This window comes from Curtobacterium sp. NPDC092190 (assembly GCF_044755625.1).
Lineage (GTDB): Bacteria > Actinomycetota > Actinomycetes > Actinomycetales > Microbacteriaceae > Curtobacterium.
On sequence record NZ_JBIVRJ010000007.1, the window covers coordinates 52,808 to 71,177 of the forward strand.

At 71.8% G+C, this 18,370-nt stretch carries 16 protein-coding genes; 1 reads left to right on the forward strand and 15 read right to left on the reverse strand.

The genetic code is table 11. The features are described 5' to 3' along the window. Nucleotides 1-26: 26 nt before the first annotated feature. Nucleotides 27-1,565 (reverse strand): GTPase HflX, encoded by a 1,539-nt coding sequence (gene hflX / locus ACIQFY_RS15455; RefSeq protein WP_066657961.1) that lies wholly within the window; start codon nucleotides 1,563-1,565, stop codon nucleotides 27-29. 61 nt (nucleotides 1,566-1,626) lie between these two features. Here hflX and ACIQFY_RS15460 point away from each other — a divergent pair, with 61 nt between their 5' ends. Further along, nucleotides 1,627-2,241, forward strand: coding sequence for a class I SAM-dependent methyltransferase (locus tag ACIQFY_RS15460; protein ID WP_209686045.1), 615 nt, complete (start codon nucleotides 1,627-1,629; stop codon nucleotides 2,239-2,241). A 307-nt stretch (nucleotides 2,242-2,548) separates the two neighbouring features. Here the strand turns inward: ACIQFY_RS15460 and dapF are convergent, their stop codons facing one another. The 14 genes from dapF to ACIQFY_RS15530 form a co-directional block, all read right to left on the reverse strand. Beyond that, nucleotides 2,549-3,439: a diaminopimelate epimerase gene (gene dapF, locus ACIQFY_RS15465; RefSeq protein WP_066653297.1), complete on the reverse strand. Its 891-nt coding sequence runs from the start codon at nucleotides 3,437-3,439 to the stop codon at nucleotides 2,549-2,551. Then, the gene (gene miaA, locus ACIQFY_RS15470; protein ID WP_400340828.1) at nucleotides 3,436-4,404 is read right to left on the reverse strand and encodes a tRNA (adenosine(37)-N6)-dimethylallyltransferase MiaA; all 969 of its coding nucleotides are present in this window, start codon (nucleotides 4,402-4,404) and stop codon (nucleotides 3,436-3,438) included. Before miaA ends, dapF begins: the two co-directional genes overlap by 4 nt. Next, nucleotides 4,391-5,884 (reverse strand): tRNA (N6-isopentenyl adenosine(37)-C2)-methylthiotransferase MiaB, encoded by a 1,494-nt coding sequence (gene miaB / locus ACIQFY_RS15475; protein ID WP_400340830.1) that lies wholly within the window; start codon nucleotides 5,882-5,884, stop codon nucleotides 4,391-4,393. The genes miaA and miaB overlap by 14 nt, the downstream gene beginning before the upstream one ends. Before the next feature lie 61 nt (nucleotides 5,885-5,945). Continuing rightward, on the reverse strand, nucleotides 5,946-7,058 hold the full coding sequence (locus tag ACIQFY_RS15480) for a RecX family transcriptional regulator (RefSeq protein ID WP_400340832.1): 1,113 nt from the start codon (nucleotides 7,056-7,058) through the stop codon (nucleotides 5,946-5,948). Beyond that, nucleotides 7,055-8,113, reverse strand: coding sequence for a recombinase RecA (gene recA, locus ACIQFY_RS15485; protein ID WP_066653287.1), 1,059 nt, complete (start codon nucleotides 8,111-8,113; stop codon nucleotides 7,055-7,057). The genes ACIQFY_RS15480 and recA overlap by 4 nt, the downstream gene beginning before the upstream one ends. 257 nt (nucleotides 8,114-8,370) lie before the next feature. Next, nucleotides 8,371-8,595: a DUF3046 domain-containing protein gene (locus ACIQFY_RS15490; protein WP_209686053.1), complete on the reverse strand. Its 225-nt coding sequence runs from the start codon at nucleotides 8,593-8,595 to the stop codon at nucleotides 8,371-8,373. Between the two features lie 65 nt (nucleotides 8,596-8,660). Next, nucleotides 8,661-8,969 (reverse strand): helix-turn-helix domain-containing protein, encoded by a 309-nt coding sequence (locus ACIQFY_RS15495; RefSeq protein WP_058742950.1) that lies wholly within the window; start codon nucleotides 8,967-8,969, stop codon nucleotides 8,661-8,663. Between the two features lie 155 nt (nucleotides 8,970-9,124). Continuing rightward, nucleotides 9,125-9,652 carry a CinA family protein gene (locus tag ACIQFY_RS15500; protein WP_400340869.1) on the reverse strand — a complete coding sequence of 176 codons (528 nt, stop codon included), beginning with the start codon at nucleotides 9,650-9,652 and terminating at the stop codon, nucleotides 9,125-9,127. A 44-nt stretch (nucleotides 9,653-9,696) separates the two neighbouring features. Continuing rightward, nucleotides 9,697-10,332 carry a CDP-diacylglycerol--glycerol-3-phosphate 3-phosphatidyltransferase gene (gene pgsA / locus ACIQFY_RS15505; protein ID WP_066653285.1) on the reverse strand — a complete coding sequence of 212 codons (636 nt, stop codon included), beginning with the start codon at nucleotides 10,330-10,332 and terminating at the stop codon, nucleotides 9,697-9,699. Nucleotides 10,333-10,336: 4 nt separating this feature from the next. Further along, nucleotides 10,337-13,414 carry a DNA translocase FtsK gene (locus ACIQFY_RS15510; protein WP_400340835.1) on the reverse strand — a complete coding sequence of 1,026 codons (3,078 nt, stop codon included), beginning with the start codon at nucleotides 13,412-13,414 and terminating at the stop codon, nucleotides 10,337-10,339. Between the two features lie 68 nt (nucleotides 13,415-13,482). Next, the gene (locus ACIQFY_RS15515; protein WP_209686057.1) at nucleotides 13,483-14,730 is read right to left on the reverse strand and encodes an ABC transporter permease; all 1,248 of its coding nucleotides are present in this window, start codon (nucleotides 14,728-14,730) and stop codon (nucleotides 13,483-13,485) included. Beyond that, complete coding sequence (locus ACIQFY_RS15520) at nucleotides 14,727-15,476, reverse strand: ABC transporter ATP-binding protein (protein WP_400340837.1); 750 nt, start codon at nucleotides 15,474-15,476, stop codon at nucleotides 14,727-14,729. Before ACIQFY_RS15520 ends, ACIQFY_RS15515 begins: the two co-directional genes overlap by 4 nt. After that, a complete protein-coding gene (locus tag ACIQFY_RS15525) occupies nucleotides 15,473-16,492 on the reverse strand; it encodes an HlyD family efflux transporter periplasmic adaptor subunit (RefSeq protein WP_400340839.1) in 1,020 nt (339 codons plus the stop codon). The genes ACIQFY_RS15520 and ACIQFY_RS15525 overlap by 4 nt, the downstream gene beginning before the upstream one ends. Nucleotides 16,493-16,675: 183 nt before the next feature. After that, nucleotides 16,676-18,352 (reverse strand): ribonuclease J, encoded by a 1,677-nt coding sequence (locus tag ACIQFY_RS15530; protein ID WP_271826491.1) that lies wholly within the window; start codon nucleotides 18,350-18,352, stop codon nucleotides 16,676-16,678. Between the last annotated feature and the right edge of the window lie 18 nt (nucleotides 18,353-18,370).

The following is an 18,370-nucleotide window of genomic DNA, read 5'->3' on the forward strand; positions in this document are numbered from 1 at the left end:
GTGCTGTGGCGCGACCGCCTGCGGGACTACGCCGTCGCGACCGGCGTGACCACGTACGGGTCGAGCTCCGCGACCTGGCGCTGGAAGACGCGCACCCGCAGGCGGGTGCCGTCCTCGACGTAGTCGGTCGTCTCGACCGCTCCCGCATCGTGCAGCGACGACACCAGGTCGCCACGGTCGTACGGGATCACCACCGTCAACTCGACGTCCGGTTCGGGCAGCCGTGCCTCGATCGCGGCGAGGAGCTCGGGCACGCCCTCGCCCGTGCGGGCGGAGACGAACACCGCGTCCGGCACGAGTCCGACCAGCACGAGTCGCTGCGCCTCGTCGATGAGGTCCGCCTTGTTGAACGCGACCACCTCGGGGATGTCCCGCGCTCCGACGTCACCCATCACGTCGCGGACCGTCGCGAGCTGCGCGGCGGGGTCGGGGTGCGACCCGTCGACCACGTGCACGATGACGTCGGCCTCGCCGACCTCCTCGAGCGTGGAGCGGAAGGCCTCGACCAGCTGGTGCGGCAGGTTCCGCACGAAGCCCACCGTGTCGACGAACGTGAACTCGCGGCCGGCGCTGCTCTCGGTCCGGCGCACCGTGGCGTCGAGGGTCGCGAACAGCTGGTTCTGCACCAGGACGCCCGCGCTCGTCAGGCGGTTCAGGAGCGAGGACTTCCCGGCGTTGGTGTACCCGGCGATCGCGACGCTCGGCACCTCGTTGCGGTGCCGGTCGGCGCGCTTGGCCTCCCGGGCCGGCCGGAAGCCCGCGATCTGACGGCGGAGCTTCGACATGCGCGTGTTGATGCGCCGGCGGTCGAGCTCGATCTTCGTCTCACCCGGACCACGGGACCCCATGCCGGCACCGCCGGAGACCTGGCCACCGGCCTGGCGGGACATCGACTCACCCCAGCCGCGCAGACGCGGCAGCAGGTACTGCAGCTGGGCCAGCTCGACCTGGGCCTTGCCCTCGCGCGTGGTGGCGTGCTGGCTGAAGATGTCGAGGATCACGGCGGTCCGGTCGATCACCTTCACCTTCACGACGTCCTCGAGCGCTCGGCGCTGGGAGGGGGCGAGCTCCGTGTCCGCGACGACCGTGTCGGCGCCGGTCGCCTTGACGACCATGGCGAGCTCCTCGGCCTTGCCCTTGCCGAGGTAGGTCGCCGGGTCGGGATTGGGTCGGCGCTGCAGGAGCCCGTCGAGGACCACGGCACCGGCGGTCTCGGCCAGGGCGGCGAGCTCGCGGAGGGAGTTCTCGGCGTCCTGGGCGTCGCCCTGGGGGTACACGCCGATCAGGACGACCCGCTCGAGCCGGAGCTGCCGGTACTCGACCTCGGTCACGTCCTCGAGCTCGGTGGAGAGCCCGGTGACGCGCCGCAGGGCGGCGCGGTCCTCGCGCTCGTACTGGTCGCCGTCGCCGGACCAGCCGTGCTCGTCGACCGATCGTGTCTGGATGGCCTGGGCCGGAGCGAAGATCGCCGACGTGGCCCGGGTCTCGGCATTGCGGAGGACGCGTTCCACGACACCCTCGGCGCTGTCGTCGGATCGTCCGTCGTTCATGGTGGTTTCCGTCATCTTCTCCACAGGGTACCGCCGCCACGCCCGGGACACACGGGCTCGCCGGTACGGTTCTTCCATGGCGAACGAGCACTACTTCTCCGCGAACCCCTCGTCGGAGGCCCGTGAGCGACAGGTGCACGTCACGCTCGCCGGACGGTCGCTCACGCTGTCCACCGCCGCGGGCGTGTTCAGCCCGGACGGTGTCGACCGCGGCACCAGGGTGCTGCTCGGGTCCGTGCCGCCGCCCGCGCCCGAGGGCGACCTGCTCGACATCGGCTGCGGGTGGGGTCCGATCGCGATCACGATGGCGCTCGAGTCGCCGGACGCCCGGGTCTGGGGCGTGGACGTCAACGAGCGGGTCCTCGGTCTCGCGCAGCGCAACGCCGTCGCAGCCGGGGTGTCGAACGTCACCGTCGGGCTGCCGGACGAGCTCCCGGCGGACCTGCGCTTCCGCACGATCTGGTCCAACCCGCCGATCCGGGTGGGCAAGGACGAACTGCACGCCATCCTGCTGACGTGGCTGCCCCGGCTCGAGGTCGGCGGGGACGCCTGGCTGGTGGTGTCGAAGGACCTCGGCGGGGACTCCCTGCAGCGGTGGCTCGGGGACGCGCTCGGGGACGGGTTCGCGGTGTCGCGGGCCACGACCGACAAGGGCTTCCGCGTGATCCGGGTCCGCCGGACCGCCGAGTAGCCCGGGGCAGGGCGCAGGCGGCGGGTCGGGCTGCGCTGGGCTGCGCCCGTACCCGCACGAGACGCCGGCGTCGACGCGAGACGCATCCGGACAGCCGAGACGCCGCCATGATCGACGGCGTTTCGCACGCATGCCGGCGTCTCGAGAACACGCCGGCGTCTCACGAGCACACTTGCGCGTCGTCTCCGCCTCGCCGTCCCACTGGCACGACGGCGTCCCGCTCGCGCCGGCACGGCGGCAGCGCGGTACCGCGGCACCGCAGCACCGCAGCACCGCAGCACCGCAGCACCGCAGCACCGCAGCACCGTCAGACGGTCAGGTCCCCGGAGAACACGAGCTCTGCCGGACCGGCCAGCGCGACGTGCTCGCCGTCCTCCGCCGCGAACATCCGCACGGTGACGACCCCGCCCGGCACCCGCACCCGCCAGGTGTCCGGCGCCGAGGGCCCCGCCCAGTACCGCGTCGCGAGGGCGGCCGCGACCGCACCGGTGCCGCAGGACAGCGTCTCGCCGCTCCCCCGTTCGTGCACGCGCATGGTGATCTCCCCCACGCCGTCCTTGACGAGGGGGTCACCGGGCAGCACGAACTCGACGTTCGCGCCCGCTGCGGGCGCCGGGTCGAGGACGGGGACGTACGTCAGGTCGACCTCGGCGAGCTCGTCCTCGGTCGCCACGGCCACGACGACGTGCGGGTTGCCGACGTCGATGCCGAGTCCGGGTCGTGCACCGTCGAGCTCCTTCGCCCGCACGGTGACGTCGTTCGCCCCGCCGCCCTCGATGCCGAGGCCCCAGCGCCCGAGGTCGGCCGAGAAGCCGTTCGTGGTGCGCTGGACGTCGACGAGCCCCTTGCGGCTGCCGACCGTGAGCGTCTCCCCCGGCGCGAGGTCGACGAGCCCGGACTCGGTCAGGTACCGCGCGAAGACGCGGATGCCGTTCCCGCACATCTCGGCGACCGAGCCGTCGGCGTTGTGGTAGTCCATGAACCAGGTGGCGGCGGGTTCGACGGCGACGAGCGTGCGCCCCTCGGGGATCGCCTCCGACCGGACCGCCCGGATGACACCGTCGGCGCCCACGCCGAAGCGGCGGTCGGCGATGGCCCGGATGCGCTCGGGGGTCAGGTCGACCGTTGCGTCGGGGTCGGCGAACAGGACGAAGTCGTTGCCCGTCCCCTGGCCCTTCGTGAAGTGCAGCTCGGTCACGGCACGATCCTACGGGCCGCCGCATGCAGCCCCGCGACGTCGGCGCCGCTGACGTCGATCACCTCGGCGTCGTACCGCTTGAACCAGGACACCTGTCGCCTGGCGTACTTGCGGGTCGCGACCGCCGTCGCCTCCACCGCCTCGGCCGTCGTCGCTCGGCCGTGCAGGACGTCGAGCGCCTGGGAGTACCCGATCGCCGCGCGCGCCGTGCGTCCCTGCTCCAACCCCTCCGCGCGGAGCGCCTCCACCTCGTCGACGAGGCCGTCGGCGAACATCCGCTCGGCCCTCGCGTGCAGGGACGCGACGAGCCCGCTGCGCTCGCGGTGCAGGTGCAGCACCCGAGCCGGTCGCCATGCGCGGGGCGCGGCCGGGAGGCGCGGGGTCACGACCTCGGACCGGCTCGCGATCTCCACGGCCCGGATGAGCCGCCGAGGGTTGCGGGAGTCGACGTCGGCTGCCGCGGCCGGGTCCAGGGCGCGCAGGCGCGCGAGGAGGGCGTTCGGCCCGTGCTCGGCGTGCTCGCGCTCGAGCTCGGCGCGGAGCTCCGGGTCGGTGCCGGGGAAGGCGAGGTCGAACAGCACCGCCGACACGTAGAGCCCGCTGCCGCCGACGAGCACCGCGGTGCCGCCGTCCGCCGTGATCCGTTCGACGTCCGCACGGGCGCCGCGTTGGTAGGCCGCGACGCTCGCCTCGTCGGTCACCGCGAGCACGTCGAGCTGGTGGTGCGGGATGCCCCGCCGATCCGCGACCGACAGCTTGGCGGTGCCGACGTCCATGCCGCGGTAGAGCTGCATGGCGTCGGCGTTCACGACCTCCGCGGGACGGCCGCTCGCCCGCAGCCGTTCCGCGACGGCGAGGGCGACCTCGGACTTGCCGGTGCCGGTCGCACCGACGACCGCGATCAGGTCGGGGGTACCGTCCTGGCGCGGTCCGACCGCCGCGAGCGGCCGGTCAGCGTCCGACACGGAGGCTCGGCAGCCCGAGCGAGACCGGACGGGGCCCGGCGCCCGGGGCGGACGGGGTCGGCACACCGCAGCTCTCGGCCTGCGCACGGTCCCAGGCGTCACCGGCACGGGTCCGACGGATCCGCAGGGGGCCCTCGTTGTCGGCGATCAGGAAGTGCGGGGCTGCGCGCGTGATCTCGACGGTGACGACGTCGCCGGGACGCGGGACGGCGGAGCCCTGCGGCACGGCGAAGTGCACGAGGCGGGAGTCCTCGGCACGGCCGGACAGGCGGTGCGTGGTCTCGTCCTTCTTGCCCTCGCCGGTGGCGACGAGCACCTCGACGCTCCGACCGACCTGCTTCGCGTGCTCCTCGGCGGTGATGCGGTCCTGCAGCGCGATGAGCCGGTCGTAGCGTTCCTGCACGACCTCCTTCGGCAGCTGGTCCGGCATCGTCGCCGCCGGCGTGCCCGGACGGATCGAGTACTGGAACGTGAAGGCCGAGGCGAACCGCGACTGCTCCACGACGCGCAGGGTGTCCTCGAAGTCCTCGTCGGTCTCACCTGGGAACCCCACGATGATGTCGGTGGAGATCGCTGCGTCCGGGATCTTCGCCCGCACGCGGTCGAGGATGCCGAGGAACCGCTCGCTCCGGTAGCTCCGACGCATGGCCTTGAGCACCCGGTCCGACCCGGACTGCAGCGGCATGTGCAGCTGGGGCATGACGTTCGGGGTCTCGGCCATGGCGTCGATCACGTCGTCGGTGAACGCGGCCGGGTGCGGGCTCGTGAACCGCACGCGCTCGAGGCCGTCGATCTGACCGGCGGCCCGGAGCAGCTTGCCGAACGCCTGACGGTCGCCGAACTCCACGCCGTAGGAGTTGACGTTCTGCCCGAGCAGCGTCACCTCGATGGCTCCGTCGTCGACGAGCGCCTGGATCTCGGCGAGCACGTCGCCCGGACGACGGTCCTTCTCCTTGCCACGGAGCGACGGGACGATGCAGAAGGTGCAGGTGTTGTTGCAGCCGACGGAGATCGACACCCAGCCGCTGTGCGTGGAGTCGCGCTTGGTCGGCAGCGTCGACGGGAACACGTCGAGCGCTTCGAGGATCTCGATCTGCGCCTCGTCGTTGTGCCGGGCCCGCTCGAGCAGGGTCGGCAGCGACCCCATGTTGTGCGTGCCGAAGACGACGTCGACCCAGGGCGCCTTCTCGAGGATGACGTTCTTGTCCTTCTGCGCCAGGCACCCGCCGACGGCGATCTGCATGCCGGGGTGCGTGCGCTTGACGCCCGCGAGCTGCCCGAGGTTGCCGTAGAGACGGTTGTCCGCGTTCTCGCGCACGGCGCAGGTGTTGATGACGACCACGTCCGCCTGCTCGCCGTCCGACGCGACGTACCCGGCCGCCTGCAGCGACCCGCTCAGGCGCTCCGAGTCGTGGACGTTCATCTGGCACCCGTGGGTGCGGACCTCGTAGGTTCTGGGGCGGGCTTCGACGGTGGCCATGATCGTCCCAGTGTAGGTCGACCGCGGCGTCCGCAGGACGGCCGTCGAGCCCGCCGCCGTGCTACTCGAAGCGGACGGTGCCCCCACCCGAGGGCGAGCGTCGCGGCGGACCGTCGAGCGCCCGCTCCACCGCGATGCGGACGACTCCCGAGCCGTACCCCTTGCGCATCAGGAAGCCGCTCAGGCGCCGCTCGGCAGTCGCACGGTCGAGCCCACGGAGTTGGCGTGCACGCTTCTCAGCGAGCTCGATCGCGCGGACGAACTCGTCGTCGGCGTCGTCCTCCGCGGCCTCGAGCGCCGCGTCGATCGCCGCCTGGTCGATGCCACGGCGCCGCAGCTCGGCGACCACGCCCTGGCGACCGAGGCCCTTGCGCTCGTGCAGCCGGTCCACCAGGTCGGTGGCGAGGGCCACGTCGTCGAGCAGGCCCACGCGCACCAGTCGGGCGACCTCGTGCTCGACGACGTCGTCGTCGAGGTCCTGCTTCGTCAGCAGCTGCCGCATCTCCGACTCGCTGACCCCCTTGCGCCCGAGCGCGCGCATGCTCACGCGCTCGGCATCGGCGCGCTGCTCGTCGAGCGGTCGTGGGGCGTCGGCCGGGTCGATCTCGTCACCGCTGGCGATGGCGAACACCGATGCGCTCGCGGCGTCCGCGGTGTCGTCGTCGTCGTACCCGTGCTGCTCGGCGCGTGCACTCCGACCGGAGCCGTCGCCGACGACCGGCGACACCCACTCCGCCTCGGACTGCTGTCCGCGGAAGGGGATCGCGGCCGGCACCGGCGGGTCGTCCTCGACGGGCGTCCCCGTCGCCGACCCCGACCTGGCGGACTCGGACTCGTCGTTCACCGCGGTGGTCGGTGCCCGGCCGAACCGCCGTTCGTCGTCACCGAGCACCATCGACTCGGGCGCCCAGCCGTCGTCGGACGACCCGGTGCCGCCGGGAACGCCACGCTCCGCGCGCGGAGCCAGATCGACCGGGCTCAGGCTCGGCTCGACCGGGTTCGGCTCGACCGTGCCCGGCCCGACCGTCCCCGGCCCGACCGTGCCCGGCTCGAACGGACTCGATCGGACAGGTTCCGGCTCCGCCGGCGGGGTGCGTCGACCACGACGGGACCGCGCACCGAACAGGTCGGTGACCGGTGCGAGGCCCTCGTCGTGGTCGTCTGCGCCGGTCACGCGCCCTTGCGCTCCGCCAGCTTCGGCGCGATCGACTCGACCGGAGCATCGGCCTTGGCGCCACCGACGCCGAGCTTCGCGAGGATCTTGCCCTCGATCTCCGCCGCGATGTCCGCGTTCTGGATCAGGAACGAGCGCGAGTTCTCCTTGCCCTGCCCGAGCTGGTCGCCGTCGTAGGTGTACCAAGCACCCGACTTCTTCACGATGCCGTGGTCGACACCGAAGTCGAGCAGCGAGCCCTCGCGCGAGATGCCCGTGCCGTACAGGATGTCGAACTCGGCCTGCTTGAAGGGCGGAGCCATCTTGTTCTTCACGACCTTGACGCGGGTGCGGTTGCCGACGGCGTCAGTCCCGCTCTTCAGCGTCTCGATGCGACGGATGTCGAGGCGGACCGACGCGTAGAACTTGAGCGCCTTGCCGCCGGCGGTCGTTTCGGGGCTGCCGAAGAACACGCCGATCTTCTCGCGCAGCTGGTTGATGAAGATCATCGTGGTCTGCGTCTGGTTCAGGCCACCGGCGAGCTTGCGCAGGGCCTGGGACATGAGGCGCGCCTGGAGACCCACGTGCGAGTCGCCCATCTCGCCCTCGATCTCGGCGCGCGGCACCAGGGCAGCGACCGAGTCGACGACGATCAGGTCGATCGACCCCGAGCGGACGAGCATGTCGGCGATCTCGAGCGCCTGCTCACCGGTGTCGGGCTGCGACACGAGGAGGGCGTCGATGTCGACACCGAGCTTCTTCGCGTACTCGGGGTCGAGCGCGTGCTCCGCGTCGATGAAGGCTGCGATGCCACCCGCGCGCTGCGCGTTCGCGATGGCGTGCAGCGTCAGGGTCGTCTTACCCGACGACTCCGGGCCGTAGATCTCGATGATGCGGCCGCGCGGGAGGCCGCCGATGCCGAGTGCGACGTCGAGCGCGACGGAGCCGGTCGGGATGGTGGCGACCGGCGCGCGCTCGTCCGAGCCGAGACGCATGACCGTCCCCTTGCCGAACTGCCGGTCGATCTGGGCGAGTGCGGTCTCGAGGGCCTTCTCGCGGTCTGCGGGTGATGGCATGGGGTGCTCCTTCGTGCTCGGTGTCGGCCGCCTGTAGGCTGTCGCGTCCACCCCAGCCGGTGGTGCAGGGCTGGTGTTCGGCGACAAGGCTTCGGGCTGTTCCCGATGACCTCGAACCTAGGGCGGGCCACCGACATCACTGCCTGCGGCCGCGCGACCTGTGGACGATGGTCCGGGACAGCGCCGATGTGCAGGAACCTAGCACCGATCGAACACGCGTTCGAGCAACACGCCGAACACAGTTTCGGACGACGGCGTCAGTCGCGCGGCTCGGCCAGGCCCTTGCCGTGCCGCTTGTCCAGCGGGACGTCCTGCGAGTCACAGAGTGCTTCCCACACCCGCCTGGCGTCGATGCCCGCGTCGAGCGCGTCCGCCGCCGAACGTCCACCGAGCTCCTCGAGCACGACGTCGCGGGACACCACGGCGCCGTAGGCCTCCCCGAACACCTGGTCGACGGCTCGCCAGAACTCACTCACGCGCATCGGTCCAGCGTAACGACGAACGCCCCCGCCGGCGGACCGGCGAGGGCGTTCGAGGGGATGGTGCGTCAGCGCACCGCGAGGTCGTTGTCGAACTCGGCGACGAGGTCGTCGGGCAGCGTGTCGGGGACCGGGGTGAGCCCCTCGACGACTGCGAGACGGTCGCCCACCTCGCGCATGATGGTCGAGATCGGGGTGTCGAGGGCATCCGCGACCGAGGCGAGGATCTCGGAGCTGGCCTCCTTCTGACCACGCTCGACCTCACTGAGGTACCCGAGCGCGACACTGGCCTTGGATGCGACCTGACGGAGGGTCCGGCCCTTCTGCAAGCGGAAGTCCCGAAGCACGTCGCCGATCTCCTGACGAACGAGAACCATGTGGACTCCTCCTTCCTGTCGTCTCCGCGCCCGCCCGGTCCGGGTGACCTGGGGTCGGGTTCAGCAACAGTAGCGTTGCCGTTCGCAGCATGCTAACCACGCCGGCTGCCGTCCTGCTGGAGATTGCGTGGGATGTAACCCAGTGGCAACAGGACCTATTCCCCGCTGTCGACCTCGGTCGTCATCCGTGCCAGGAGTTCGGAGACGGTGGCCGAGCGGATTGCTGCCCGGTCCCCCTCGAGGTGCAACTCCGTCGCGACACTGCGTTCCGCGGATGCGATGCCGACGAAGACGGTGCCCACCGGCTTGCCGTCCTGCGGGTCCGGTCCGGCGACGCCGGTCGTGCTGATCCCCCACGTGGCGGGGACGCCGTCCACCGCCAGGGCCGTCCGGACGCCCGAGGCCATCTGCCGTGCAACCTCCGGGTCGACCGCGCCGTTCGACGCGAGCAGGTCGGCGTCGACCCCGAGCACCGTCGCCTTCACCGGCGTGGCGTAGGCGACCACCCCGCCGCGGACGACGGCGCTGGCCCCGGGGACGCCCACGAGCGTCGCGACGACGAGTCCGCCCGTGAGGGACTCGGCGACCGCGACGGTCTCGCCCCGGGCGGTCAGGACACCGACGAGCGCGCGCGCGAGTTCCTCGTCCGACACCGACCCCGACTGCGACCCCGACCCCGGCATCGACGACCGACCCGTCGGACCGGCGGCCCCGGTACCGGCCGACGTCATGCTGCTCGGCGGTTGTGCTTCCAGGCCTGCCACAGGTAGTCCGCCCCGCTGAGCACCGTCGCGAGGAGCGCCGCCGTCATGAGGATGCCGTTCACCCAGTGCGCCAGGTCACCGACGACGTTCCACCACGGGAACAGTGCGAGCGTGATCGCGACGGCCTGCAGCACGGTCTTGATCTTGCCGCCGCGGCTCGCCGGGATGACCCGGTCGGACAGCACGGCGAAGCGGAACACGGTGATGCCGATCTCCCGGAGCATGATCAGCACCGTGACGATCCACGGCAGCTCACCCAGGATCGACAGCGCGACGAGGGCACCGCCGATCAGGACCTTGTCGGCGATCGGGTCGACGAGCTTGCCGAAGTCCGTGACCAGGTTCTGGCGTCGGGCGATGATGCCGTCCGCACTGTCCGTGACGATCGCGACGACGAACACGACGGCCGCCCAGACGCGCAACGACGTGTCCTGGCCGCCGTCGGAGAGCAGCATCACGAAGAAGAGCGGCGCCATGAGGATGCGCACCACGGTGATGATGTTGGCGACGTTCGCGGTCGATGCCGGGCCGTCCCCCTTGCGGAGCAACCGTCCGCGCCAGGGGAACCGAGCCCCGTGTGTGGTCTCCGAGCTGGTCACGTGCTCACTCCCTGCCCGTCAGTCCCCATGCGTCCTCGTCCGGTCCGTCGTCCTCGACCTCAGGGTACCCGCGGGTCATGTCCGCCACCGGGTCCGAGCCGTACCGGTCGTCGTCCTGACCACCGGCACCCGCCCCGGCGGGTCCGGCAGGAGCCCCGGAGCCGGCCGCAGCCGGAGCCGAGTCGGCCCCGGCGACGGAGGTCGTGCCTCCCGGCCGGACCGACGGCGGTCCGTCGGCAGCCGGAGCAGCCGGCGGCTCCTCGCCCCGGAGCTTCGCGAGCACGCCCGGGAGCTGGTCGGGCGTGACGAGCACGTCGCGGGCCTTCGACCCCTCGGACGGCCCCACGATGTCACGCGACTCCATGAGGTCCATCAGTCGGCCCGCCTTCGCGAAGCCGACGCGGAGCTTGCGCTGCAGCATCGAGGTCGAGCCGAACTGGGTCGAGACGACCTGTTCGACCGCGGCGAGCAGGAGCTCGAGGTCGTCGCCGATGTCGGCGTCGATCTCCTTGCGCTCCACCACGGCCTGGACGTCCTGCCGGTACTCGGGGCGCGCCTGGCGCGTGACGTGCGCGACGACCTCGGCGACCTCGCTCTCCTGCACCCAGGCACCCTGCACACGGACGGCCTTCGACGAGCCCATCGGCAGGAAGAGCCCGTCACCCTGCCCGATGAGCTTGTCGGCGCCCGGCTGGTCGAGGATGACCCGCGAGTCGGTGACGCTCGTGACCGCGAAGGCCACGCGCGACGGGACGTTCGCCTTGATGAGACCGGTGATGACGTCGACCGAGGGCCGCTGCGTCGCGAGCACCAGGTGGATGCCGGCGGCACGGGCGAGCTGGGTGATCCGGACGATCGACTCCTCGACGTCCCGAGGGGCGACGAGCATGAGGTCCGCGAGCTCGTCGACCACGACGAGCAGGTACGGGTACGGCTTGAGCTTCCGCTCGCTGCCGGCGGGCAGGACGATCTCGTCGTTCTGCACGGCCTTGTTGAAGTCGTCGACGTGCCGGAACCCGAACGACGCCAGGTCGTCGTACCGCATGTCCATCTCCTTCACGACCCACTGCAGCGCCTCGGCGGCCTTCTTGGGGTTCGTGATGATGGGCGTGATGAGGTGCGGGACCCCGGCGTAGATCGACAGCTCGACGCGCTTCGGGTCGACGAGGACCATGCGGACCTCGGACGGCTTCGCGCGCATCAGCAGCGAGGTGATCATCGAGTTGATGAACACCGACTTGCCGGAGCCCGTGGAGCCGGCGACGAGCAGGTGCGGCATCTTCGCCAGGTTCGCGACGACGAAGCCGCCCTCGACGTCCTTGCCGACGCCGATGGTCATCGGGTGCTTCGACTTCGTGGCCGCGCCGGAGCGCAGGACGTCGCCGAGGGAGACGATCTCGCGGTCTGTGTTCGGGATCTCCACGCCGATCGCGCTCTTGCCCGGGATCGGCGACAGGATGCGGACCTCGTTCGACGCGACGGCGTACGACAGGTTCTTCGACAGCGCCGTGACGCGCTCGACCTTCACACCGGGACCGAGCTCGATCTCGTAGCGCGTGACCGTCGGTCCGCGCGAGAACCCCGTGACCTTCGCATCCACCTTGAACTCGGTGAGCACGCCGGTGATCGCCGCCACGATGTCGTCGTTCGCCTGGCTGCGGGCGACCGAGGGGGTGCCGGCGCTGAGGGTGGTGGCTGCGGGCAGGCGGTACGGGGCTGCCGGGTCCTCGTCGGCGGCGGTCGCGGCGGGCAGGCCGTCGTCAGCGGCCTCGGGCTCGGGCGCCGTCGGCGAGACCACCGGGGAGACTCCGGCGTCGGGCCGGGCGACCGCCGCGGGCTGCTCGGGCACCGGGGTGCCGAAGTCGCGGAGGGCCTGTTCGGCGACGGCGAGGTCCTGCTCGACCTCCTGTGCGCCGTGCACGTCGTCGTGCTCGACCGAGTCGTTGAGGTTCACCGAGGCGGGCACCGCGGGCGTGTGGTCCACGAGTCCGGCGGCCGCGCCCGCGTTCGCGCCGACGGCCGGAGCAGCGGCACCGGCAGCGGCACCTGCAGCCGTACCGGCACCGACGCCGACTCCGGCACCGGTTCCGCGGTCGGGCACGGCCTGCGTCGCCGACGCGGGCAGCACGGGGCTGTCGTACGCCGGGTCCTCCTCGCGACCGGACTTGTTCCGGCGCCACCACGGGACGGTGCTCTCGGCGTCCTCGCTGCCGGCAGCCTGCTCGTCCTCGAACCCGAGGTCCTCGAACAGCGGGAAGTCGGTCTGGTCCTTCGTGCGGCGCTTCGACGTCCGTGCTCGGGGCGCGGCCGGAGCGGCGTCCGCCTCGGTGGCGGGTTCGTCCTCGGCCACGGGGGCCGGCGCACCGAACAGGTACGCGTACAGCTCGTGGAGCCGGCGACCGGTCTTGTTCGGCGGGGTCTTCGTGATGATGAAGAGCGACAGCACGAGCAGCACCACCGCGACCGGCACCGCGACCCACACGGTGGCGACCGCGACGAGCCAGCTGATCACCACCCAGCCGAGGACACCACCGGCGGCGGCCAGGGCGACCATCCCGTCGGACGCGCTCGGCTGTCCGCCGAACACGTGGCAGAGCGACGCGATGGAGACGAGCATCAGCCCGAGACCGATGCCGATCCGGGTGTTGTCGTGCACCGACGCCGGGTGGCGGAAGAGCCATCCGGCGAAGACGATCATGATGACGGGCAGTGCGACCGCCAGTCGCCCGAAGAGCCCGCCGAACGTGTAGGCGTCGAGCGTGACGGACACCGGGTTCGTGGGGTTGAGCCACTCGACGACACCGCCCGCGAGCGCGAGCACGAACAGGAGGAACGGGAAACCGTCGCGTCGTTCGTCCTTGGCGAGGGTCTCCTTGCCGAGCAGCCGGAACAGTGCTCCGACGCCGTGCGCCATCGCGAGCCATGCGGTCACGACGGGGTTCTGCTCGCGGAACACCGGGGTGGGTGCCGCCTGCGGCAGCTTCTTCGTCGTGGCCTGCGTGCGCGACGTACCGCGCGACCCGCTCCCGCGGGACGACGTGGACGCGCGCGAGCGCGTGGTCGACTTGGTGCCTCCGGCCATGCGACGGAGCCTAATCCCCGCTCGGGACATTCCGTGGATGCCCCGCCGCGACCGGACGCCCTCCGCGCTCAGTACCGGATCGCGTCGATGACCTTGACCCGGACCGCCACGATCGCGGGCAGGAACCCGGCGAGCGCCCCGACGAGCAGCGCCGAGCCGACACCGATCAGCGCCGCCTCGACCGGGAAGGGCGCTCCCCCGACGTCGACCCCGCTCGTGATGAGCCCCCGGACGGTCTCGTTCCCGAGCACCGCCGCGCCGACCATGACGCCGATCCCGCCGGCGACCAGCGTCCCCAGCACGTTCTCGAGCAGCACGGCGACGAAGATGCGTCCGGCGGTCGCACCGACCCCGCGTCGGATGCCGATCTCGCGGATCCGCTGCCGGACGCTCACCAGCGACACGTTGAGCAGCCCGAGCCCGCCGAGCACCAGGACGAGGACGGCGACCCCGGCGATCACCCAGCGCAGCGCACCGAGCGGGTCGCCGTCGACCGAGCCGGCCGCGTCGGAACGGTTCGCGTCGACGGTCCACCCGGGGCCGAGCGCCCGCTCGGCGTCCGATGCGATCCGTCCGGCGACCGCCTTCCCGTCGCTCTCCGGTACCCACACCTCGAACAGCCGCTGCGAACCGTCGTCGGGTGCGGCCTCCGCGCTCGACGTCGCGACCGACCGCGCCAGCTGGTAGAACATCGGCTCGGTGTCGTACTCCGAGGACACGTACCGGCCGATCACGACCGCGGTGACGTCGGGCGTCCCCGGCAGGCGCACGACCGGGTGCGTGACGACGTCCGGGCTGCCGAGACGGTCGAGGAACGCCTGGTTGACGACGAGCGCCGGCGCGAGTCGATCCCGGTCGTCCTCGGTGAACCACGCGCCGTCGTCGACGCGGACGCGGTGCATCTCGGCGTACGCGGGGTCGACGGTGACGCCCTGGGCCAGGGTGACCCCGTCGGGGAACTGCACGGGGCGCTGCGTCCACGACGCCTCGGTCGAGAACCGGACGTGGTAGCGCTCGGCACCGGCGCGGAGTTCCCGGTCGAGCGCCTCGGCGTCGGCCGCGGCAGCGGCACCCGTGCCGTCCCCCGTGGCCGAGGACGAGCCGGTGACCTGGTAGGTCGCCGGCCGTCCGCCGTACTGCTCGTTGAAGGCGGCGGTCACCCGCTCGGCGAGCGACCCGAACCCGACGACGACCGCGAGCGACGCCACCGCGATCGTGACCCCGATCAGGCTGAGCACGACCCGGCCGCGGTGCACGCGGAGCTCCTGCCAGGACTCGACGAACGTCCCGACGACGGTGGTGAGGAGCCGGTTCACGCCGCCACCCCCGGCCGCTCGACGGAGGCGGACTCGGACGCGGAGGCGGACTCGGTAGCGGACGCTGCCGTGTCGACGACGAGCCCGTGGTCGATCCGGTGGACGACGTCCGCCCGTGCTGCGACCGCGGTGTCGTGGGTGATGGTGACGAGCGCCGCGCCGGTCTCGGCCGCGACGGTCTCGAGCAGCTCCATGACCACGCGGCCGGTGTCGACGTCGAGTGCACCGGTCGGCTCGTCGGCGAGGATGAGCCGCGGCGACCGGACGAGTGCCCGGGCGATGGCGACGCGCTGCTGCTCCCCGCCGGAGAGCCGGTGCGGCTGCGTGTCGGCACGGTCGGCGAGGCCCACCCGGTCGAGCATCTCCAGTGCCAGGCGACGACGGGACCAGAACGCCCGGCCGGTCGCGTAGAGCAACGGGACCTCGACGTTCTCGACCGCGGTGCGACCCTGCAGCAGGTTGAACTGCTGGAAGACGAAGCCGACGTCCGCGCCGCGCACCCGGTCGCGTCGGACCGAGCCGGCACGGCCGACGTCCCGCCCGTCGAACTCGTGCATCCCCTCGCTCGGGGTGTCGAGCAGGCCGAGGACGTTGAGCAGGGTCGACTTGCCCGAGCCCGAGCGGCCGACGATGGCGACGCGGCTGTCCGCCTCGACGTCGAGGTCGACACCGCGCAGGATCTCCAGCGTGGAGCCGTCGGGGAGCGGGACGGACTTCCGGAGGTCGCGGACGTGCACGAGGCTCATCCGGTCACCACCGCGCCGTCCTCGGCGAACTCGTCCTCGGGCTGCGCCTCCTTGCCGGGGACGAACTGCAGGACGGTCTCGCCCTCGGTCAGCCCGTCACGCACCTCGACCGTCTCGCCGTCGTTGAGGCCGAGGGCGACCTGGCGCTCGGAGCGCTTCCCGTCGTCGTCGACGACGGTGACGACGCCGCGCTGCGCGGTCCCCTGCACGGCGGTCGTCGGGAGCGTCAGCACGCCCTCGGCCGAGCCCGCGGACACGGCGACCGTGACCTCGAGCCCCGGGAACACGGTGACGTCCCCGGGGACGTCGCACCGCAGCTGCGTCGCACCGTCGGCACCCGAGGAGCCCGCGCCACCGTCTGCACCGTCGGGACCCGCGTCCGACGGCTCGCCCGCCGCCGAGGCGGACGCGGAGCTGAGCGCGAGGTTCGTGCAGGTGAAGGGAGCCGGCCCGTCCGTGATGGTCACGGTCGCCTCGGAGGGGCGCGAGGTGAGTCGGTAGAGCTGCGCGGCCTCGAGCGTCGCGGTCACACGGTACGACTCCGGGGCGACCCGGGCGACGGTGTCACCGATCGCGACGGGCTGCTTCGCCACCAGGTCGAGTCCGGACACCGTGCCGGACGACGAGGCGACGACGGTCGCGAAGGTCACGGATGCCGGCGAGGGCTCGCCGTCCTCGGTCGTGCCCTCCGCCGGGGTCTCGACCCGCAGGTCGATGATCGGCGCGCCCTGCTCGACGTGCGTGCCGTTCGTCACGAAGACCCGGTTGACGGTGCCCTCGGCGGTGGAACGCACCGGCGTCGCGGCGACGGACTCGACGTGACCGGTCGCCTCGACGTCGTTGACGACGTCCCCCGTCTCGACGGTGACGGTCGGGTCCTCCAGCTGCGCGGTCGGGGTCGTCTCCTCGCCCTCGGGCTGCGCCGCGAAGAAGGCGAGGCGGACGAGGGACACCGCGATGGCGGCGAACACGAGGAACTTCAGGCCGGGCCACACCCAGCGACGCAGGACGGTCACCCTGGGACGGTATTGGCTGACATACCGAGGGAGCATCAGCCTGTGGGATGACGCAGGTCGGTCACCCGGCCGGCCGCGCGGTGGACGCCCGTCCCCACCACGGGGTGCAACGCGGCCGGGAGGCACGGCGAGCGTTCCCGGGGAACGCTCGCCGTGCCTCCCGGCCGGCTGCGGCGCGTCTGCCTACGCCTCGATGACCACCGGGACGATCATCGGGCGGCGGCGGTGCTTCGTGTTCACCCAGCGGCCGACGGTGCGGCGGACGACCTGCTGGAAGGCGTGCGCGTCCCGCGTGCCGTTGCCCGCCGCGTCGGCGAGCGCCTTCGCGATCTGCGGACGGACGTCGTCGAAGACGGAGTCGTCCTCGGCGAAGCCCCGCGACTGGATCTCCGGGCCGACCACGCACTGCCCCGTCGTGAAGTCCACGGCGCAGAAGATCGAGATGAAGCCCTCCTCCGCCAGGACCCGACGGTCCTTGAGGTCGGCGTCGGTGATCTCGCCCACGGTCGATCCGTCGACGTAGACGTAGCCGATGTCGAGCTGTCCGGCGACGCTCGCGACACCGTCCTTCAGGTCGACGACGATGCCGTCCTGGCCGAGGATGACGTTGCGCGGCGGCACACCCGTCTGGATCGCCAGGTCGGCGTTCGCGTACAGGTGGCGGTGCTCGCCGTGCACGGGCAGCACGTTGCGCGGGCGCAGGATGTTGTAGCAGTAGAGGAGCTCGCCGGCCGACGCGTGGCCGGAGACGTGCACCTTCGCGTTGCCCTTGTGGACCACCTTCGCGCCGAGCTTCGTCAGCCCGTCGATGACCCGGTAGACGGCGTTCTCGTTGCCCGGGATGAGGCTCGACGCGAGGATGACGGTGTCGCCCTCGCCGATCTCGATCTGGTGCTCGAGGTTCGCCATGCGCGCGAGGACGGCCATCGGCTCACCCTGCGACCCCGTCGACATGTAGACGATCTGGTCGTCCGGGACGTTCTTCGCCTTCTTCGTGTCGATGAGCACGTCGTCCGGCACCCGGAGGTAGCCGAGCTCGGCGGCGATGGTCATGTTCCGGATCATCGACCGCCCCATGAACGCGACCTTGCGGTTGGTCGCGGCGGCGGCGTCGAGGACCTGCTGCACGCGGTGGACGTGCGACGAGAAGCTGGCGACGACGACCTTCTTGCGGGCGCGGGAGATGACGTTCTCGAGCACCGGTCCGATGTCACGCTCGGGCGCGGTGAACCCGGGGACGTCGGCGTTGGTCGAGTCCGGCAGGAACAGGTCGACACCCTGCTCGCCCAGGCGGGCGAAGGCACGGAGGTCGGTGATCCGGTCGTCCAGCGGGAGCTGGTCCATCTTGAAGTCACCGGTGTGCAGCACGCGCCCGGCGGGGGTCGTGATCGCGACGGCGAGGGCGTCCGGGATGGAGTGGTTCACGGCGACGAACTCGAGGTGGAACGGACCGAGCTGTTCGGTCTGGTCCTCCTGCACGACGAGCGTGTAGGGCTTGATCCGGTGTTCCTTGAGCTTCGCCTCGACGAGCGCGAGGGTCAGCGTCGAACCGATCAGGGGGATGTCGCCCTTGAGCTTGAGCAGGTAGGGGACGGCGCCGATGTGGTCCTCGTGCCCGTGGGTGAGCACGACACCGAGGACGTCGTCGAGACGGTCCCGGATCGGCCCGAAGTCGGGGAGGATGAGGTCGACGCCCGGCTGGTGCTCCTCGGGGAAGAGCACGCCGGCGTCGACGACGAGCAGCTTGCCGTCGAACTCGTACACGGTCATGTTGCGACCGATCTCGCCGAGACCCCCGACGGGGATCACGCGGAGGGTGCCGGGTTCGAGCGGCTGCGGTGTGGAGATCTGGGTGGGCATTCGGTCCTGACTGTCGTG

Coding starts and splice junctions, on each gene's coding strand:
- ACIQFY_RS15530 (WP_271826491.1), bottom strand. CDS start 18,352: ATGCCCACCCAGATCTCCACACCGCAGCCGCTCGAACCCGGCACCCTC.
- miaB (WP_400340830.1), bottom strand. CDS start 5,884: ATGGCCACCGTCGAAGCCCGCCCCAGAACCTACGAGGTCCGCACCCAC.
- recA (WP_066653287.1), bottom strand. CDS start 8,113: ATGCCATCACCCGCAGACCGCGAGAAGGCCCTCGAGACCGCACTCGCC.
- ACIQFY_RS15500 (WP_400340869.1), bottom strand. CDS start 9,652: ATGCCGGGGTCGGGGTCGCAGTCGGGGTCGGTGTCGGACGAGGAACTC.
- ACIQFY_RS15520 (WP_400340837.1), bottom strand. CDS start 15,476: ATGAGCCTCGTGCACGTCCGCGACCTCCGGAAGTCCGTCCCGCTCCCC.
- ACIQFY_RS15460 (WP_209686045.1), top strand. CDS start 1,627: ATGGCGAACGAGCACTACTTCTCCGCGAACCCCTCGTCGGAGGCCCGT.
- ACIQFY_RS15490 (WP_209686053.1), bottom strand. CDS start 8,595: ATGCGCGTGAGTGAGTTCTGGCGAGCCGTCGACCAGGTGTTCGGGGAG.
- ACIQFY_RS15495 (WP_058742950.1), bottom strand. CDS start 8,969: ATGGTTCTCGTTCGTCAGGAGATCGGCGACGTGCTTCGGGACTTCCGC.
- hflX (WP_066657961.1), bottom strand. CDS start 1,565: ATGACGGAAACCACCATGAACGACGGACGATCCGACGACAGCGCCGAG.
- ACIQFY_RS15510 (WP_400340835.1), bottom strand. CDS start 13,414: ATGGCCGGAGGCACCAAGTCGACCACGCGCTCGCGCGCGTCCACGTCG.